The 19,311-nt window shown below is 58.9% G+C and carries 11 protein-coding genes; 8 read left to right on the forward strand and 3 right to left on the reverse strand.

Annotated features, from left to right (window positions below; all coding sequences use genetic code 11):
• Positions 1–538 precede the first annotated feature (538 nt).
• The 5 genes from AC2FAK_RS15870 to AC2FAK_RS15890 all read left to right on the forward strand — a co-directional run bounded on the left by AC2FAK_RS15870 (position 539) and on the right by AC2FAK_RS15890 (position 16,035).
• Positions 539–1,795, forward strand: coding sequence for an Ig-like domain-containing protein (locus tag AC2FAK_RS15870; RefSeq protein WP_423250533.1), 1,257 nt, complete (start codon positions 539–541; stop codon positions 1,793–1,795).
• A gap of 108 nt (positions 1,796–1,903) precedes the next feature.
• A complete protein-coding gene (locus tag AC2FAK_RS15875; protein ID WP_423250532.1) occupies positions 1,904–11,179 on the forward strand; it encodes a BapA/Bap/LapF family large adhesin in 9,276 nt (3,091 codons plus the stop codon).
• A gap of 83 nt (positions 11,180–11,262) precedes the next feature.
• Positions 11,263–12,666: a TolC family outer membrane protein gene (locus AC2FAK_RS15880; RefSeq protein ID WP_013098387.1), complete on the forward strand. Its 1,404-nt coding sequence runs from the start codon at positions 11,263–11,265 to the stop codon at positions 12,664–12,666.
• Complete coding sequence (locus AC2FAK_RS15885) at positions 12,663–14,855, forward strand: type I secretion system permease/ATPase (protein ID WP_045294745.1); 2,193 nt, start codon at positions 12,663–12,665, stop codon at positions 14,853–14,855. Before AC2FAK_RS15880 ends, AC2FAK_RS15885 begins: the two co-directional genes overlap by 4 nt.
• A 10-nt stretch (positions 14,856–14,865) precedes the next feature.
• On the forward strand, positions 14,866–16,035 hold the full coding sequence (locus AC2FAK_RS15890; RefSeq protein ID WP_094084808.1) for a beta-barrel domain-containing protein: 1,170 nt from the start codon (positions 14,866–14,868) through the stop codon (positions 16,033–16,035).
• Between the two features lie 64 nt (positions 16,036–16,099).
• Here the strand turns inward: AC2FAK_RS15890 and AC2FAK_RS15895 are convergent, their stop codons facing one another.
• From AC2FAK_RS15895 to AC2FAK_RS15905, 3 genes are read right to left on the reverse strand one after another with little or no spacing between them, the layout of a single operon-like run.
• Positions 16,100–16,585: an Hcp family type VI secretion system effector gene (locus tag AC2FAK_RS15895; protein WP_029882108.1), complete on the reverse strand. Its 486-nt coding sequence runs from the start codon at positions 16,583–16,585 to the stop codon at positions 16,100–16,102.
• A gap of 14 nt (positions 16,586–16,599) precedes the next feature.
• Positions 16,600–16,926, reverse strand: a complete 327-nt coding sequence (locus AC2FAK_RS15900) for a DUF1493 family protein (RefSeq protein WP_040023494.1) — start codon at positions 16,924–16,926, stop codon at positions 16,600–16,602.
• The gene (locus AC2FAK_RS15905) at positions 16,920–17,369 is read right to left on the reverse strand and encodes an STM2901 family protein (protein WP_095455329.1); all 450 of its coding nucleotides are present in this window, start codon (positions 17,367–17,369) and stop codon (positions 16,920–16,922) included. The genes AC2FAK_RS15900 and AC2FAK_RS15905 overlap by 7 nt, the downstream gene beginning before the upstream one ends.
• Positions 17,370–17,855: 486 nt before the next feature.
• On the opposite strand from AC2FAK_RS15905, the gene AC2FAK_RS15910 reads away from it, so the two are divergent.
• From AC2FAK_RS15910 to AC2FAK_RS15920, 3 genes are all read left to right on the forward strand, one after another.
• A complete protein-coding gene (locus AC2FAK_RS15910; RefSeq protein WP_072203667.1) occupies positions 17,856–18,293 on the forward strand; it encodes a hypothetical protein in 438 nt (145 codons plus the stop codon).
• 253 nt (positions 18,294–18,546) lie between these two features.
• Entirely contained in the window at positions 18,547–18,846 is a 300-nt protein-coding gene (locus AC2FAK_RS15915) for a type II toxin-antitoxin system RelE/ParE family toxin (RefSeq protein WP_014832979.1), read from the forward strand.
• 10 nt (positions 18,847–18,856) lie between these two features.
• Positions 18,857–19,204, forward strand: coding sequence for a HigA family addiction module antitoxin (locus AC2FAK_RS15920; protein ID WP_038980942.1), 348 nt, complete (start codon positions 18,857–18,859; stop codon positions 19,202–19,204).
• The last annotated feature ends 107 nt before the right edge of the window (positions 19,205–19,311 follow it).

Consider the following 19,311-nt stretch of genomic DNA (forward strand, 5'->3'; position numbering starts at 1 on the left):
TCTTACATCAAAAACATTACCCTATCTTAAACCGCAATTAAGCAACCATAAACAATCAATGCCAGAATACGATTAAAGTTATCACCTACCAATTATTTTCCCGCGGCGAAAACGCACAAAAAACCGACTCATTAAAAATGAATTAATCACAAATAATCAAGGACTTACAAAATTTAAATTATAAACAAAATCTATAAAGTAATGCCCTCTTCACATCCTTGCGCCATGTTTACTAAAGCTTAATTTGCATATCCAGACTTTTCTGACTATATCATTTTCATACCGTCCCGGATTAATTCCTCTATTAAATACAAGGTTATATAAAAGACAAAATCACATTGTTGATAGTTTTTCTCAAATAAATAGATTCGCTCTGATGTTGCCACTCTGCATTCTGGCGGGCATCGTTCGCGCTGAAAATAAATACGGTGAGCGCTGTTTTAAATAACAGTTACTCCGCCGGGGGCGCGCTTTACCCTTAACAGAGATGGCTCATCTTGCTCGCCGTTAACGATAACTCTGCTGGAGTACTCACTAAATGAGCCAAATCTCTGTTATATCGAAACTTACGGGTGTGGAAACCACCACGGAAGGCACTCAGGTTACGCTGAGCCATTCCTCTATCGTTGAGCTTAAGGTAGAGCGAGCCAATGTCGCTGACTTCGCCCGCAACGGTAACGATCTGGTGATCACGCTACACTCCGGCGAGGTGATTACCGTTAAAAATTTCTTCGTCACCGATGCGCAAGGGGCGAGCCAGCTGGTACTGCAGGACAGTGAGGGAGCGCTGTGGTGGATTCAGGACCCCGCCGGGGCGGCCACCTATGAATCTATTGCCTCCACTGACGTCCTGCTTGCCGCATCCGGAAGTGATGCAGGCGGCGCGGCCATCTGGCCCTGGGTACTGGGTGGCATTGTCGCCGCGGGTGGCATCGCGGCGGCGGCAAGCACCGGCGGTGGCGGCGGTGGGGATGGCGATGATGACAACGGCAGCAACCCCGGCACGCCGACAAACCCTTCCGATCCGGATACCACTCCGCCGAATGCGCCGTCCGGCCTTCAGTTCTCGCCGGATGGTAAAACCGTCTCCGGTACCGCCGAACCGGGCAGTACCATCACGCTGAAAGACGCCGACGGCAATGTCATCGGCACCGGCAAAACCGGCAGCGACGGTAAATTCACCATCGACCTGGGGACGCCGCTGACTAACGGCGAACAAATTACCGCCACCGCGACGGATTCCTCCGGGAATACCAGCCCGGGCACGACCGTGACCGCCCCGGACACCACCGCGCCGGATGCCCCGGACATCCTGCTGGTAAATGACGATGCCGGCGACAAAGCGGGCCCGCTGGAAAACGGCCAGCGCACCGATGATGCCCGCCCGACCTTCAGCGGTATCGGCGAGCCAGGCAGCACCATCACTCTCTACGATAACGGCAAGCAGATTGGCACCACCACGGTGGATGCTAAAGGTAGCTGGAGCTTTACCCCCACCACCGATCTCGCCAACGGCAGCCACACCATTACCACAACCGCGACCGATGCGGCAGGCAATACCAGCCCGGCATCCGCTGCCGTCAGTTTTGTTGTCGATACGGTTGCGCCCGGCGCGCCCACCATTAGCAGCGCAACGGACGATATTGATCCCGGCAAAGGAACGGTAAGCAGCGGAGGCAGCACTAACGATCCGCGTCCTCAACTCTCGGGCACCGCCGAACCAGGCTCCACCGTAACCATCTATGACGGCTCTGTCGCTATTGGCACGGCGGTCACCGGCAGCAACGGCACGTAGACCTTCACGCCATCGGTCAATCTGGGTGAAAGCACCCACCAGTTCACCGTCCGGGCAACCGATGCCGCTGGCAACACCGGACCCGCCTCTCCGGTATTCACCCTCACCGTGGATCTCACCCCTCCGGCAACGCCCACGGCGATTGTACTGAGCGATGAGACCGGGGCCATTAAAGGCGCAATTACCGCAGGCCAGTTCACCGACTCCTCTGAACCACTGCTGGCGGGACGGGGAGAGCCTGGCGGCACAATCCAGGTCTATGACAATGGTGTGCTGATTGGGCAAACCACCGTGCTGCCAAACGGCACCTGGAGTCTCAGGCCAGACAACCCACTCGCGGAAGGCCCGCACTCGATCACCATTAAACAAACCGATGCGGCGGGCAACCAGAGCGCAGAATCGCAGCCAGTAAACTTTACCGTCGATACCACGCCACCTGCGCTGCCCGTTATTGCCATTAACCCGGTGGGAACCCAGGTTACCGGCACCGCCGAGCCAGGCAGCAAAATCGTCATCACCAACAGCAACGGCGACGTGATTGGCCGCGCCACCACTGACGGCAACGGTAACTTTGTTGCGACCCTTTCTCCTGCACAAACAAACGGCGAGCAGCTTTCTGTGGTAGCCACTGACGCGGCGGGCAACCAGAGTCCGGCGGCGTCCCTCACCGCACCGGACACGACACCCGATATCCTCTCTGTGGTGGATGATCAACCCGGCGTCACAGGCCCCATCAGCCAGAATGGGATCACCAATGACCGCACCCCTACCCTGAACGGCACGGCGGAGCCAGGCTCGACCATCACCATCCATAGCGGCGGCGACGTCCTCGGCACGGTCGTTGTTCCATCATCTGGCCAGTGGACCTTTACGCCATCCACCCCGCTGGCCGAAGGTGCCCATGTACTGACGGCGACATCAAGCAACGGTAACGTTTCAAACGCCTGGACCATTACCATTGACGGAACGGCGCCTGATGCGCCCGCCATCACCCAGCTTGTCGATAATGTCCCTGGGGGCACCGGCCCGGTGGGTGCCAACGACACCACCAATGACGCAACGCCGACGCTCAACGGTACCGGTGAACCCGGCTCAACGATCACCATCCGTCTGGATGGCGTCGATATTGGCACCGCGGTGGTCGGTAGCAGCGGCGCGTGGACCTTTACGCCCACCACGCCGGTTGGCGACGGCACGCATACCCTGACCGCGATCGCCACCGACGTCGCCGGTAACACCAGCCCGGTATCCGGTGGATTTACTTTTACCGTTGATACCACCCCACCGCCGGTCGCGACGCTGGCAACCGTCACCGACGACGCCGGAGACGTTAAAGGCCCGCTCAACAGCGGCGATACCACGGATGACACCCAGCCGTTACTTCAGGGTAGCGCCCCGGACGGCACGGTCATCACCGTGTATGACGGCACCACGCTGCTCGGTACCGCAACGCTCGATGGCAGCGGCGGCTGGAGCTTTACCCCTACCACGCCGCTCACCGACGGCCCGCATTCGCTGACGATCCATGCCACAGATGCCGCCGGGAATACCTCGATTTCGGATCCGTTCGAGCTGGTGATTGATACCGTCGCACCGGCCACACCGGACACGCCAGCCATCACCGTAAACCCGGATGGCTCAGCACCCACGTCGCTGAACCCGGGGGAAACCACCCGTGATACCACGCCGACGCTGAGCGGTACCGGTAATCCAGGCGATACGGTGACGATTTACAACGGCACCGACAAAATCGGTGACGCCGTGGTGGACGGCGACGGCAACTGGAGCTGGACGCCATCCACCGACCTGCCCAACGGCACCTATGACATTACCCTGACCGTCACCAACAAGGACGGCGCGGGCAACGAAAGCGCCCCGTCCCAGCCGGTGACTATCACCATCGACACCGACGCGCCTGCCGCGCCCGCGGTCCCGGTCATTACCGACAGCGTCAGCCAGATAACCGGCCCGGTTGCCGATGGCGAAACCATCAACGATCCGCGTCCGGTACTGAGTGGCACCGGTACGCCAAACGATGTGATTACCATTTACGATAGCGTTGATGGCGGCACGCCAACCGCCGTGGGTACCGTCACGGTAGACGGCAACGGCAACTGGAGCTGGCGTCCTGAAAGCGCTATTGACGAGGGCAGCCACGAATTTACCGCTACCGCCACCGACGAGGCGGGTAACGTCTCTGACCCTTCTACGGGGATCACCATCACCGTCGATACCCTCGCACCGGATACCCCGGTGATTGGCGCCATCGCCGGTGAGCCGAATGGCGGTGTTACTACCGATACCACGCCAACCGTCGGCGGAACCGGTGTGACGGGTGAAACGGTAATCGTCTACAACAATGGCGTCGAGCTTGGACGCGTGGTTGTGGCTAACGGCGAATGGTCATTTACCCTGCCCACGCAGACGGATGGCCCGCTGAACATCACCGTTGCGGCAGTCGACGCTGCGGGTAACGTCAGCGCACTCAGCCCGGTCTTTACCGTCACCGTCGATACCACTGCACCTGAGATCCCGCAGATCAACAGCGTTGAAGAGAGCCAGCTCACCAACGGGACGCTCTATACCCGCGACGGTACGCCAACCCTCAACGGCACCGGTGAGCCGGGCTCCACCGTGATTGTCAGCGTGGACGGTACGCCATCCACAGTCCAGGTCACCGTCCAGCCGGATGGGACCTGGAGCTGGACCGCCGACACCACACTGGCGGAAGGCCCACACAGCTTCACCGTCTCGTCGGTCGACCCGGCGGGTAACGCTTCAGGAAGCTCTGCGCCGCTTGCCGTCACGGTGGATACCGTGCTTCCGGCAGCGCCGGACAATATCAGCGTGGCCGCACAGGGTACGCCGCTGACCGGTACCGGCGAAGAGGGCACCACCATTATCGTTACAGACGCCAGCGGTAACGTGATCGGTACCGGGGTGGTCTCCGGTGGCAACTTCTCCGTGGCGCTCAGCCCGGCCCAGCAGGACGGCGCGGCGCTGACCATCACCGCCACGGATGCTGCAGGGAATCTCAGCCCTGAAGCCTCCTATACCGTCACCGGTACGCAGCCGAACCTCCCGGACGTTCCCGTCATTACGGTCATCAACGACGATACGGCCCCGGTTACGGGCGATGTGAAAGACAAAACCACCAACGACACGACGCCGACCCTTGTCGGGACAGCAGAGCCAGGCAGCATAATCACTGTCTATCAGGATGGCGTGCAGGTTCTGCTGCCAACCGTAACCGCCGATGCAAACGGCAACTGGAGCTATACGCCAACTCTGCCGCTGGGTGAAGGAGCGCACACCTTTGAGGTCACCGCCACGCTGAATGGCGAAACCAGCGGACGTTCGCCGGTGGCGACCGTCACTGTTGATCTCACCGCCCCTGACGCGCCTGCCATTGGCGCGGTTATTGATGATGTCGGCCCAGGCACCGGTCCACTCACGGACGGACAGACCACCAATGACAACCGCCCAACCCTGACCGGTAGCGGCACGGCGGGCGATACCATATCCATTTACAGCAACGGCACCCTGCTGGGCACCACCGTGGTCGGCCAGACGGGTAACTGGAGCTTCACGCCGTCCGCGCTGGCGGAGGGCAATAACGTCCTGACCATCCGTGAGACCGATCCGGCGGGCAACCAGAGTGCGCCATCGGCAGGCTTCACCATCGTGGTTGACACCAGCTCCACCACCCCGGTGATTGTTAACGTCACCGATGATGTCGGTAACACCGCCACGACCGTGGTCAGCGGCAATACCACCAACGACGCAACGCCTACCCTCTCCGGTACGGCGGAAGCGAACAGCGTGGTGACGATCTTTGATGGCAATACGCAGATTGGCATCGTCACGGCGGACGGTACCGGCGCGTGGAGCTTTACGCCTGAGACCGCCCTCGTCGAAGGGTCGCACAGCTTCACCGTCAAGGCCACCGATCCGCAGGGTAACGTTAGCCTGTCGTCAAACGCCTGGAGCGTGGTGGTTGACCTGACGGCGCCGGCGGTCCCCGTGCTGGAAACCGTCAGCGACAACGTGGCGGGCGGGATTGTCGGTAATCTCACCACCGGCCAGGTCACCAATGACACCACGCCAACGCTCAGCGGGACAGGCGCCGTCGGCAGTACCATCCACATCCTGAACAATGGCGTGGAGATCGGTACCGCACCGGTAGACAGCAACGGCAACTGGAGCTTTACCCCTAATCCGGCGCTGGGAGATGGCAGCTATAACATTCGCATCAACGCCAGCGATGCCGCCGGTAACGTCTCAGCCAACTCGCCGGTCTTCGTCTTCACGGTTGATACCGCAGGTCCTTCCGCGCCGGTGGTTACCAGTGTGATTGACGATGTCGGTCCGGTCACCGGGACGCTCACCAGCGGCAACAGCACCAACGACACAAAACCCACCTTCAACGGCACGGGCGAAGTCGGTTCCACGGTGCACATCATTGTTGATGGCAGCGAGATTGGCACCGCGGTCGTCAATGCTCAGGGGAACTGGACCTTCACCCCGGGTACCGCGCTCACCGAAGGGCCACATGCCATCACCTTCAACGCCACAGATGCGGCAGGCAATACCGGCAGCACGTCGGCACCGATTAACCTGACGGTGGATACCTCCGCACCGACAGCGCCGTCCATTTTGACCGCGAGCGATAACGTGGGCAGCGTTCAGACACCGCTCTCCTCCGGGCAGAGCACGGACGATACCACCCCAACCCTTAGCGGCACAGCCGCGGCCAACGCGACCATCACTGTCTATCAGGACGGGCAGCAGGTCGGCACCGCCCAGGCTGACGGCAGCGGCGCGTGGAGCTTTACCCCGTCCACAGCGCTGGCGAATGGTAGCCACACCTGGTCCGTCACGGCCACCGATGCGGCGGGCAACGTCAGCCCCGCATCGCCTGACTTTACGCTGGTGGTGGATACCACTGCGCCTAACGCGCCGGTTATCAGCCAGGCGGTTGATGACGTGGGCACGATCACCGGCCCTGTCAGCTCCGGACAAAGCACCGACGACACCATTCCGCGTCTCGTCGGTACCAGCGAGCCGTTTGCCACGGTGAACATTTATGAAGGTACGACGCTGGTGGGCACCGGTACCGCGGATGCCAGCGGAAACTGGAGCATTCTGCTGACCACCACGCTGGCAACCGGTCCACATAGCTTTACGGCTCAGGCGACGGATGCGGCAGGTAACACCAGCGCGCCGTCAGCAACCTTCAACCTGACCATCGACACCACGCCGCCTGCGCAGCCGGTGCTGAGCAGCATTGTGGATGACGTCGGGAATGCCGCCACGCCTGTCGCCAATGGCGGATTGACCAACGACGCGCAGCCAACCCTCACCGGCACGGCGGAAGCGGGCGCGACGGTGAAAATCTTCGATAACGGCGTGCAGATTGGCAGCGTTGTCGCCACCGGCGGTAACTGGAGCTTTACGCCATCCCCGGCGCTCAGCGATGGTCAGCACAGCCTGACGTTTACCGCCACCGATGCGGCGGGCAACGCCAGCGCACCCACCACCGGGTATGTGATCAACGTGGATGCCACCGCGCCAGCCGCACCGGTCATCAGCGCGATTGTAGACGACGTGGGCAGCGTTACCGGGCCGGTGACGGGCAATAACCCGACCAACGACACCCGACCAGCGTTGAGCGGTACCGCCGAAGCCAATGCGACGGTGCGTATCTACGACGGTAGCACGCTGGTTGGCACGGTCACCGCCGATGCCAACGGCAACTGGACGCTGGCGCAGACCACCACCACGCTGACGGAAGGTTCGCACAGCTTCACCGCCACCGCCACCGATGCCGCGGGCAATACCAGCGCGCCATCAACCGTGACCACAATCCTGGTGGACCTGACGGCACCGGGCGCACCGACCAGCCTGCAGGTGATCGCTAACGGAACCCAGGTCACCGGTACCGCGGAAGCGGGCAGCACCGTCACCATCACCAGCGGTAACGGTACGGTGCTCGGTACCGCGACGGCAGACGGTAACGGCAACTTTAGCGCTACCCTCACCACGGCGCAGACCAACGGTGAAGCCCTGCTGGTCTACGCGACCGATAAGGCCGGTAACGCTGGCGTAAGCGCCTCGGTGGTTGCGCCATCAACCAACATTCCAAACGCACCGGTTATCGCCAACATTGACGATAACGTCGGTAGCGTTACCGGAGGGCTGACCAACGGTAAAACCACCGATGACACCACGCCAACCCTGAGCGGCACCGCACAGCCGAACGCCACCGTCACGCTGTATAACAACGGCGTGTCGATGGGTACGGTAGTGGCGGATGCCAGCGGTAACTGGAGTTTTACGACCCCGGCATTAAGCGAGGGATCACACGCCTTTACCGCCACGGCAACCAACTCAGCCGGCACCAGCCCGATCTCGCTCTCGACAACCGTTATCGTCGACGTGACGGCGCCAAACGCGCCTGCCGGGACCTTTAACGCTGACGGCAGCGTATTGACCGGTACGGCGGAAGCGGGCAGCACCGTCACCATCCGCCTCGCGGACGGGTCAACGGTGACCACCACCGCAGACAGCAATGGCGCCTACAGCTACACCTTCCTCAACAAGCAGACCGAAGGCCAGACGCTGCAGATCACGGCCACCGATGCGGCGGGTAACACCTCGCAGCCGGGCTCGGTCCTTGCGCCGGTGGTGCCGCTCTCTGCCAGCAATAACGTTGAAGAGCTGGATCTCAGTACCACCGCCACCGTCACCAACAGCCAGTACAGCGACTATGGCTTCCTGCTGGTGGGTGCCGTAGGCAACGTGCTGACCCTGCTGGGCAACGATACAGCCCAGGTTGAGTTCAACGTGGGCAGCGGCGGCAGTGCGGATATTGTGGTCAATGCCAACGCCACGGGGGCGGTGCTTTCGCTGCTCAACACCCTGGAGCTGGTGGTGCAGCGTTTCGATACCGTCAACAACACCTGGACCACCGTCGTGGATACCGGACAACCGCAGTTCGCCGACCTGCTGACCCTTGGGGCCACCGGCGTGTCGCTGAACCTGACCGGGCTCGCTGATGGCCAGTATCGCGTGCTGAGCTACAACACCAACCTGCTGGCAACCGGCTCGTACACCAGCCTGGATGTGGCGGTGAAAGAGACCAGCGCCGGGACCGTAACGGGCGACACCAGCCTGGACGGTAACGTGATCCTGGATACCGATCCTACCGCAGGCAGCGATAACGCTCCGGCAGGTACGACCGTCTCCGCCGTGACCAACGCGCTGGGGGTCACCACCAGCGTTAACGCCGACGGCACGGTGATTCAGGGGCAGTACGGTACGCTGACCATTAACCGCGACGGCAGCTACACCTACAACCTCACCGATACCAGTGCCGCGGTGATTGGCCGCACGGAGAGCTTCACCTACACCATTACCCATAACGGTGTCAGCGCGTCGGCGAACCTTGTGCTGTCGCTCGGTTCGGGCAGCGTGGCGAATGGCATTGTCGCCGTAGACGACGCGGCTTCCCTGACCTTCGACACCACCGTCCAGGCCATCGATAACGGCACATCGTCGCAAAGCGGCTTTACCCTGGTGGGGATCAATCTCGGCAACACGCTGGGGCTGAACCTGCTGGACGATATGACCAACCCAATCATCTACACCGTGGAGGAAGGTACAACCCGCACCATGACGATTCAGGCCTCCGTGGGGGGCGTAGCCCTGGCATCGGTGTTCGACCTGTACGTCTATAAGTTCAACAATGCGACCCAGACCTTCGAGCAGATGCGCGTTGAGCCGGGCTGGCTGCGTGCGCCGCTGCTGGGCGGCACCTCCTCGCAGCTGACGCTGAACCTGCCTGCCGGGGAGTATCTGTTCCTGCTCAATACGGCGGCAGGGATCACCGCGCTGACGGCCTACACCCTGAGCGTGCTGCAGGATCATGTCTACAGCGTCTCCAGCATCGGGGAGAGCACCACGGGGGATGTGCTGGCGAACGATCCGGTGCCGGATGGCACGGTGGTGACAGAAGTGAACGGTGTGGCGGTTAACAGCAGTGGAACAACCGACATTCAGGGAGAATACGGCACGCTGACCATTGATTCGTCCGGTCAGTACACCTACACCCTGAATAGCGGCGTGGGTGCGGACCATATCAGCACGCCGGACACCTTCGTCTATACCATTACGGCACCAAACGGCGCGAAAGATACGGGCTCGCTCAACATTACCCCAACCGCGCGGGCAATGGATGCGGTGAACGATGTCAGCACCGAGATGAGTGTCACGTCGGTACACCATACCTCGGCTTACTCTGACACCACCGTCGGCAGCGCCAGCTGGACCACCTCGTTGCTAGGCACCACCACGGGCAGCGGAAGCGGGACCTTTGTGGTGGATCCGAACACCGCCCTGCATAGCGCGTCGCTGCACTTTGACGTCGCGTCGCTGCTGGCGCTGGGCGGGCTGACGGTGAACTGGACGATCAGCGATGCCAACGGTGTTATCCGCACCGGCTCCTTCAGCGGCGGCTCGCTGCTGGGCGGCAGTATCGACGTGCCCCTGACCGGGCTGGATCTGAATGCCGGGACCTATACGCTGAGCTATACCGGCAGCGTACCGGGGCTGAGCGTGGGCAATATCACCATCACCCCGAGCGTGAACGGTACCACCTACTCACTGACCCAGTTCGACTCCACCAGCGGCCACACCGTTGACGGCAATATCTTCGACGGTACGGATTCCGCCGGGGCGATGGATCAGCTGCAGTCGGTCGATACCCGCGTGACCATTACCGGCTTCGACGGCACCACCACCACGCTGGATCCTTACACCGGCAGTACGCTGGTCAACGTCACGGGTCATTACGGCACGCTGTCGATTGGCGCAGACGGCCACTACACCTACACCCTCAACAGCGGGGTGTCGCTCTCAACCATCACGTCGAAGGAGGTCTTCAACTACACCCTCACCGATGCCAACGGCAATACGGACACTGCCACGCTGACCATCAATATGGCGCCGCAGTTCGTCAGTTCTGAGCATAACGATGTCATTACCGGCACCGCGTACGGCGATACGCTGATTTATCAGGTGCTGAACAGCACCGCAGGCAACGCCACCGCGGGTAACGTCAGCAGTACCGCCGGCGATCACTGGACCAACTTCTCGCTGGCCCAGGGAGACAAAATTGACATCGGCGATCTGCTGGTGGGCTGGAACGGCAGTGCGTCAACGCTCGGTAATTACCTGCATGTGACGAACAGCAATGGCAGTACCGTGATCTCCATCGACCGTGACGGTACAGGAAGCACCTATACCAATACCACGCTCGTGACGCTTGATAACGTCCAGACCACCTACGACGAGTTAGTTAACCAGCAACACATCGTGACCTGATAGCACCTGTAGTACCTGACCCGGGCGCACTGCGCCCGGGCATAAACAATAAAGCTGTACGTATTTTTTATTAGGGACATGACATGGGAAAGATGATGCCTTACTGGTGGCTCTCGTGCTGCCTGATATCTGTGCCCGCACTCTCCGCTAATCCGGCGGCGATGATTAATACCGGACAACTTCGCGAAACGCAGGAACTCCCCTCCCTGAATGGCCGCGTGGCGCCTGTGGCGGGCAACGCCGCCCCCGGCACGCTGCAGCTTGGCGACGCCGTCAACCGCGCCGTCACCTGGCACCCGGCCATCAGTGAAGCGGTAGGAAAACTCTACCAACAGAGTGAAGAGGTGGACGTCGCCAAATCGAAATACTACCCGCAAATTAACGCCGGTATGGACAATGGCTATACCCATGACGGCGACGATAATGGCTTTACGCCATCGCTGGTGCTCTCTCTTTCCCAGATGCTGTACGACTTTGGCAAGGTGGCAAGCCAGGTGCGTGCCGAAAACGCCGGGGTTGCCCAGCAGCAGGCCAACGTACTGGTGAGCATCGACACCATCGCCCACGATACCGCCATCGCCATGGTGGAAGTGCAAACCTGGCAGCAGATGGTCGATACCGCCAAAGAACAGCTCGACGCTCTCTCCTCCATTGGCAAGCTGACCCGCCAGCGTAACGACGAAGGAGCCACCTCGCTCTCTGACGTGGTGCAGACCGATGCCCGTATCGAAGGGGCCCGCGCCCAGCTCATGCAGTACCAGGCCAGCCTCGACAGCGCCCGCGCTACGCTGATGAGTTTTCTCGGCTGGAACACCCTCAACGAGGTGGGCAACGATTTTCCGCAAAAGCTGGCCCGCAGCTGTGATATCGCCGAACCGGACGATCGTCTGGTGCCAGCGGTGTTAGCGGCCTGGGCGCAGGCGAACGTCGCGCAGGCCAACCTTGACTACGCCAACGCCCAGATGACTCCGACCGTCTCGCTGGAGCCGGAAGTGCGTCACTACCTCAACGACCGCTATGCGGGTAACGAAACGCGGGATCGCACGCAATACTCCGCGTGGGTGAAAGTGCAGATGCCGCTCTATCAGGGCGGCGGCCTCACCGCCCGGCGTAACGCTGCCGGACACGCCGTGGAAGCGGCGCAATCCACCATTCAGCGCACCCGCCTTGAGGTTCGCCAGAAGCTGCTTGAGGCGCGCAGTCAGGTGATGAGCCTGCTCAGCACCCTGCAGATCCAGGGTCGTCAGGAGGCGCTCAGCGCCCGCACCCGCGAGCTGTATCAGCAGCAGTATCTTGACCTTGGCTCACGCCCGCTGCTCGATGTGCTCAACGCCGAGCAGGAGGTCTACCAGGCGCGTTTCACCCAGCAACAGACTCTTGGCCAGCTGCATCAGCTGCAGCTCAACTGCCTCTACAACACCGGGCAGCTGCGCCATGCGTTCGATCTTGATAACCGCACCATCCAGACCGTGGAGATCCAGCCATGAAAGAGCGTGATATGCCGCAAGCTGAGCCCATGACGGATGACGCCCTGGCCCAGTGGGCGCAGGCCTTTGGCTTTATTGCCACGCGCTACCGCGTCGCCTGCTCTCCCGGCGCGCTGCTGGCAGGCGCACCGTGGTTGAAAGGCAAACCGATGGTGCCCGCCCTCACCCAGCTCGCCCGTGAGGCGGGGCTGTCGTTTCAGCTGCTTACCGCCAGCCAGCAGTCGATCAACAGCTGGCGTCTGCCGGTGGTGGTGGCGCTAAACGACGGCAGGGTTGGCGTGATCGAACATTTCGACGGCGACGATACGCTGGAGGTCAGCTTCTTTGACGACCAGACCTACACCAACCGTTTGTCGATGACGGCGATGCTGCCCGCCATCCGCCACGTCATCGCCCTGCGTCCGCTGGCAGCGCTGAAGGACAGCCGCGTGGACGCCTATATCTCAAAATACCGCCCGGACTGGCTCTACCGGCTGGTGATGCGCGACCTGCGCCCCTACAGCTGGGTGATGCTCGCCGCGCTGTTTATCAACGTGCTGTCGCTCTCCGGGATTGTCTTTTCCATGCAGGTGTACGACCGGGTGATCCCCGCCCAGTCCTATCCGACGCTGTATGTATTGACCATCGGGGTGCTGATCGCCACCCTGTTCGGCTTCGTGCTGCGCGTGGCGCGCGGGCACATTATGGATCTGCTGGGTAAACGCTCGGATCTGCGCGTCTCAGATCGCGTGTTCGGTCACGCCCTGCGGCTACGCAACAGCGCGATCCCACGCTCTACCGGCAGCTTTATCTCCCAACTGCGCGAGCTGGAGCAGATCCGCGAGATGGTCACCTCCTCCACCATCTCGACGATTGTCGATCTGCCCTTCTTCTTGCTGTTTGTGGTGGTGCTGGCGATTATCGCCCCGCAGCTGGCGTGGATCGCCCCGGTGGCGGCGGTGATCATGGTTCTGCCCGGCCTGCTGCTGCAGAAGAAACTGGCGGAGCTGGCGAAACAATCCGCCCATGAATCGACCCTGCGCAACGCGGTGCTGGTCGAGAGCGTGCAGGGGCTGGAGGACATCAAGCTGATGCAGGCGGAAAACCGCTTTTTGCAGCAGTGGAACAGCTATATCCAGATCACCGCGGAATCCGGCCTGCGTACCCGCGAGCTGACGCAGAATCTGATCAGCTGGGGGATGACCATCCAGAGCCTGGTTTACGCCGCCGTGATCGTGGTTGGCGCACCGATGGTGATCGACGGCACGCTGACCACCGGTTCGGTGGTCGCCGCCTCGATGCTGGCCTCGCGCATGATCGCCCCCATGGCGACGCTGTGCGGCGTGCTGGCCCGCTGGCAGCAGGTGAAAGCGGCAAAAGAGGGGCTGGACAGCATTATGCAGTTACCTACCGAGAACCAGCGCGAGGAGACGCCGATCCGCCAGGATGTGCTGCGCGGTCACTACCTGTTCGAGCAGGCGCAGTTTCGCTATCACCCGGAGGATCCGCGCATGGCGCTGCGCATCAACCGTCTGGAGATCAAGCCCGGTGAGAAAGTGGCGATCCTCGGGCGTAACGGCGCGGGCAAATCAACCCTGCTGCAGGCGATGGCAGGCGGGATGGATCTGGCGGGCGGCGAGCTGCGACTCGACAACCTCAGCCTGCCGCACCTCGACGTCGCCGACGTCCGGCGCAACGTCGGCTTTATGACCCAGAACGCGCGGCTGTTTTACGGCACCCTGCGGGAAAACATCACCCTCGGCATGCCGCGCGCCACCGACGAGGAGATTTTCGCCGCACTGGAGTTAACCGGCGCGGCGAGCTTTGTGCAGAAGCTGCCGAAGGGGCTGGACTATCCGATCATGGAGAACGGCGTGGGGCTCTCCGGCGGCCAGCGGCAGTCGATCCTGCTGGCGCGTATGCTGCTGCGCGACCCGAATATCGTCCTGATGGACGAACCCACCGCCTCGCTGGATGAGCATACCGAACGGGAGTTTATCCAGCGTCTGAGCGCCTGGCTCGGCCACCGTACGCTGATCGTCGCCACCCATCGCGTGCCGGTGCTGGAACTGGTCGAGCGGGTGGTGGTGCTCAAGGAGGGCATGCTGGTGATGGATGCCCCGAAAGCGCAGGCGCTGAACAACAGCCGCATGCAACAACAGCAGGCAGCCGCCGCAAGGGAGTGGAAAAATGAAAATCAGTCAGCGTGATGCCGCGGCAATGGACGATCTGGATAATGCGCTCGGTTCTGAAAGCGGCTACACCGGCGCGCGACGAATCGTGATCCTCTCTCTGCTGCTGTTTATCGTCCTCGGGATCTGGGCCTGGTTTGGCGTGCTGGATGAGGTCTCAACCGGTACCGGCAAAGTGATCCCCAGCTCGCGCGAGCAGGTTTTACAGTCGCTGGACGGGGGGATCCTCACCGAGCTGAACGTCCACGAGGGCGATCAGGTGCAGGCCGGACAAGTGCTGGCGCGCCTTGATCCCACGCGTTCAGAATCAAACGTCGGCGAAAGTGCGGCACGCTATCGCGCCTCGCTGGCCTCCAGCGCGCGCCTGTATGCCGAGGTGAACGATCTGCCGCTTAAATTCCCCTCTTCGCTGAAGGAATGGCCTGAGTTAATTGCCGACGAAACGCGGCTTTACAACTCCCGCCGCGCGCAGCTTGAGGATACCCAGCGGGAGTTGCGTGCCGCGCTCGATCTCGCCAATAAGGAGCTGGCGATCACCCAGCGGCTGGTCAAAACCGGGGCCGCCAGCCACGTAGAGGTGCTGCGCCTGCAGCGGCAGAAAAGTGACCTGGAGCTGAAGCTCACCGACGTGCGCTCGCAGTATTACGTTCAGGCGCGCGAGGCGCTCTCCAAAGCCAACGCGGAGGTGGATATGGTCTCGGCGATCCTGAAAGGCCGTCAGGATTCCGTCACGCGCCTGACGGTGAAATCGCCGGTGCGCGGGATCGTGAAAAACATCAAGGTCACCACCATCGGCGGCGTGATCCCGCCCAACGGCGAGCTGATGGAGATCGTGCCGGTGGACGATCACCTGCTGATCGAAACCCGCCTCTCGCCGCGCGATATCGCCTTTATCCATCCGAACCAGGAAGCGCTGGTCAAAATCACCGCCTACGACTACGCCATTTACGGCGGGCTGCACGGGGTGGTGGAGACGATTTCCCCGGACACCATCCAGGACGAAGCCAAGCCGGAAGTGTTCTATTACCGGGTGTTTATCCGCACCAGCCAGGATTACCTGGTGAATAAAGCAGGCAGGCACTTCTCAATTGTGCCGGGGATGATTGCGACGGTGGATATCAAGACCGGGGAGAAAACGGTGCTGGATTATATGATTAAGCCGTTTAACCGGGCGAAGGAAGCGCTGAGGGAGCGGTGATCTTTGCAGGATGAACAGGACATGCCTCCACTCAATTTATAGAGCGGAGGCAGTTTGTTGCACTTCAAACCGTAGCTCGCTCATTCCAGGCATCGGAGTATTGAATATTTCCATCAACATAACGCCATGTGATTTTCTCGTAGCGCAGTTGAATGCTTTCCATGTGCCCTGTTCCCGGACAGTTACGCGTATCGTGCATAATTGGCGTAATAGAAACAACTTTTACACTTTCCAGTAAAATATTGAAGTATTCAACTTCCTGCCCTGCATCATTAATGTGGTACCACTTTACCTCTGCAGATTTGAGAGTTTGCCCTGTTGCAACAGCCCGATAAAGATAGGGGGATGCGCTGTCAATTTCTTTTTCAAACAGGAAAGGAGCGTGCTGACGTGTTCCGGTGAGTCTTCCTGTTGTCCCATCAACCGGGATACTTAAATTATGTGTCAAACCACGTAATTCAATACTCCCTTCTCTATGTTCTACGTCAGATGACCCCTTAATCAGATTTCCTGCATCATCTTTTAGCCATAAATGGACCGGTACAGCCATCATTTTCCTCCTTATTAATCATATAACCATCTTCCCGCTTTCGCAGATTCGGCGAACATCCTCACCGTTAAAGGCTTAGAAATTTGCTTTACGGGTTTATCCGTAAACCATTTTCGAAAAAACCATGTGTGAAACCATGGGTAATAGGCATTGTAATTCATCAGCGTTATATCAATATTGAATCGTTCGCTGAATTTATCCATACAGATGGCTAAATCATCATCCTCTGCATAGTCTTGTAAAATATCATCTAACTGCAAAGGTATGAGCTTGCCGGTAAATGTACCCATAACGGGCAATTCATTCTGAAAAAAAGCCAAAACCTCTTGTTCAGTTACCATATCCGGTCTTTCTTATGAGCAATCGTGTTATACATTTTAAGTGTCTTATAGCATATTTGAGCCAAATCGCTGGCTACCAATGTCCAGCCAATCACTGGTAGGCCTCTCCCGACAAAGGCCCCCAAATTTGTCACATACTTAGGTTTTAAAGTGGCAATGCTCGCTTCAGTTAACGTCGGTAATCTTACAGGTAACTCTACATTGAGATATTGACGTAAATATTTTGATGCTATAGATGTTCCTGCTGTTGTTCCGTAGGGCTTATTTCTGGTCTTTAATATCGGCAATCCTAAAATGATACAACTTATTGTTAGTGCATCCTCTATGTCGCCAAACTGCTCTTCAATTTTATCTAACAAAATCCAGAAAAACAGTTCACCAGCCGATATGTTGCAAATTCCTTTATAGAAGTAGGTTCCATTAAGCGCCTCGACGGTATCCATACACACCTTCATAGCCATTCTTATTAAGAATAAATACCATACGCCACTTTGACCGCAATGTTGATAAAATAGACCTTTATAAATTCCTAATTTTATAAACCGGCAGCATTATGTGCGGCGGAATATATTGGCTCATCAGGTGAAACATTTTTGGCTTGAACGCATTCCTCAATTTCCATTTTTTCTGAAGCAGCCTCGCAGAATGTAACTTATCCCTTCATCCCCACTTTTTCTAACGGCTTTTCGGGCGTATGTTCCTCCCACGCCAGCAAAATCTGGCGTCGGGATTGGCATCCCGGTTATGATTGGAGACGGCGTAAGTCCTTGTTACGCCGCACGTCTGGCTACATTCCAATGGTGGGCTGGACGGGGGCGTCGCAAGACGCGCCGGTACACTCCAAGCCGGTAATGCCAACTCCGTTCAGACCTGCCACCCGGAAATTGGCATTTCCGCGGCCGGGTTAATTACCTGATTGGAGAAAAATCATGACCACCAGTAACGCACTTTTCACGACCCCTTTCGACTGCAACACCGACTTCATCGATCTTGCCGACAATTGCCAACGCTATTGCGAAGCGCTGGTGGAAGAGACCAATCCCGCGAGAAAAATAGCCCTCTGCGGTCGTCTTGCCTCGACTTTTGCCCTGCTCCGCCCAATGCTGCTGGAGCCTATCCCTGAGCACCTACAGGAACGTCTCACCGTCGATCGGTTTCCCGAACGTGAGCCTGTATTCAACACCGAATCCGACCAGCTCTGCCGCTACTGCGAGGAAATTACCCAACTGTTGATGACTGACGCGCTCACGCCCGGATCCGCACGCGTGATGGGGGATTTGCTCTTTGAACTCACCGGATATTTTGCCGACCAGCTAAAAGCCCCGCGCTGGCTGAGGACGGAGGCTGGAATCGCGTTGCTGGGTTGAGCCCGGATTGCCGGGTGGCGGCTACGCCTTACCCGGCCTACATGCCCGTAGGCCCGTGCAAGCGCAGCGCCGCCGGGCATAGAGCCATACGCCAGAAGTGGAATCCACCTCGGAGAATTAACCTTTAGTCATGCATCCTACTTCCCTTCAGCCATTCCCCTGGTAACATAACAGCAGACAGAACTGCACTTGCGCACTGTGCAGGAGTGCATTATTATCCACTCAGCTTCATGGACTGGAGCTTACCAGCATTATGATTAATCATTTTCGGGATCAATGGCTTGAGGATTTTTTTCTTTACGGGAGATCGAGCAATGTTATTCCTTCAAATCTGGAAACCGTTCTTGCAAGAAAGCTCGACCTCATCAATGCAGCCATCTCGCATCGGGATTTGCGTTCACCACCGGGCAATATGTTTGAAGCATTGAATCCGCCGCTGAAGGGATATTCCTCAATCCGGGTAAACAGACAATACAGGCTTGTATTTCGCTGGGCAGAGGGAAAAGCAGACGATCTCTATCTCTCTCCACACAAGTACACGCAACACAAGTGAGGCACCACCTATGATACTTCAACAGGCACTCCGCAAACCCACCACGCCGGGCGACGTGTTGCAATATGAGTATCTTGAACCGCTCAATCTGAAAATCAGCGATCTGGCGGAGATGCTAAATGTACACCGCAATACCATCAGCGCGCTGGTAAATAACAATCGCAAGCTTACCGCCGATATGGCGATAAAATTGGCAAAAGCCTTTGATACCACTATTGAATTTTGGTTGAACTTACAACTGAACGTCGATATCTGGGAAGCACAATCAAACGCCAGAACGCAAGAGGAGCTAAGCCGTATAAAAACCGTTGCGGAAGTCATAGCGAAGCGTAAAGGTGGCCAACCGGATGTTGCCTGATTCGGCACAGCATTTACCTACTTAATACTTTTTCAGGAAGAAATCATGCGCCAACCGGGAAGTCACGTTTAATGCCGAATTTCAGGATATCGCCTGGGTTAATCCGG

The sequence above is a fragment of the Enterobacter cloacae complex sp. 394F7 genome (assembly GCF_057320385.1).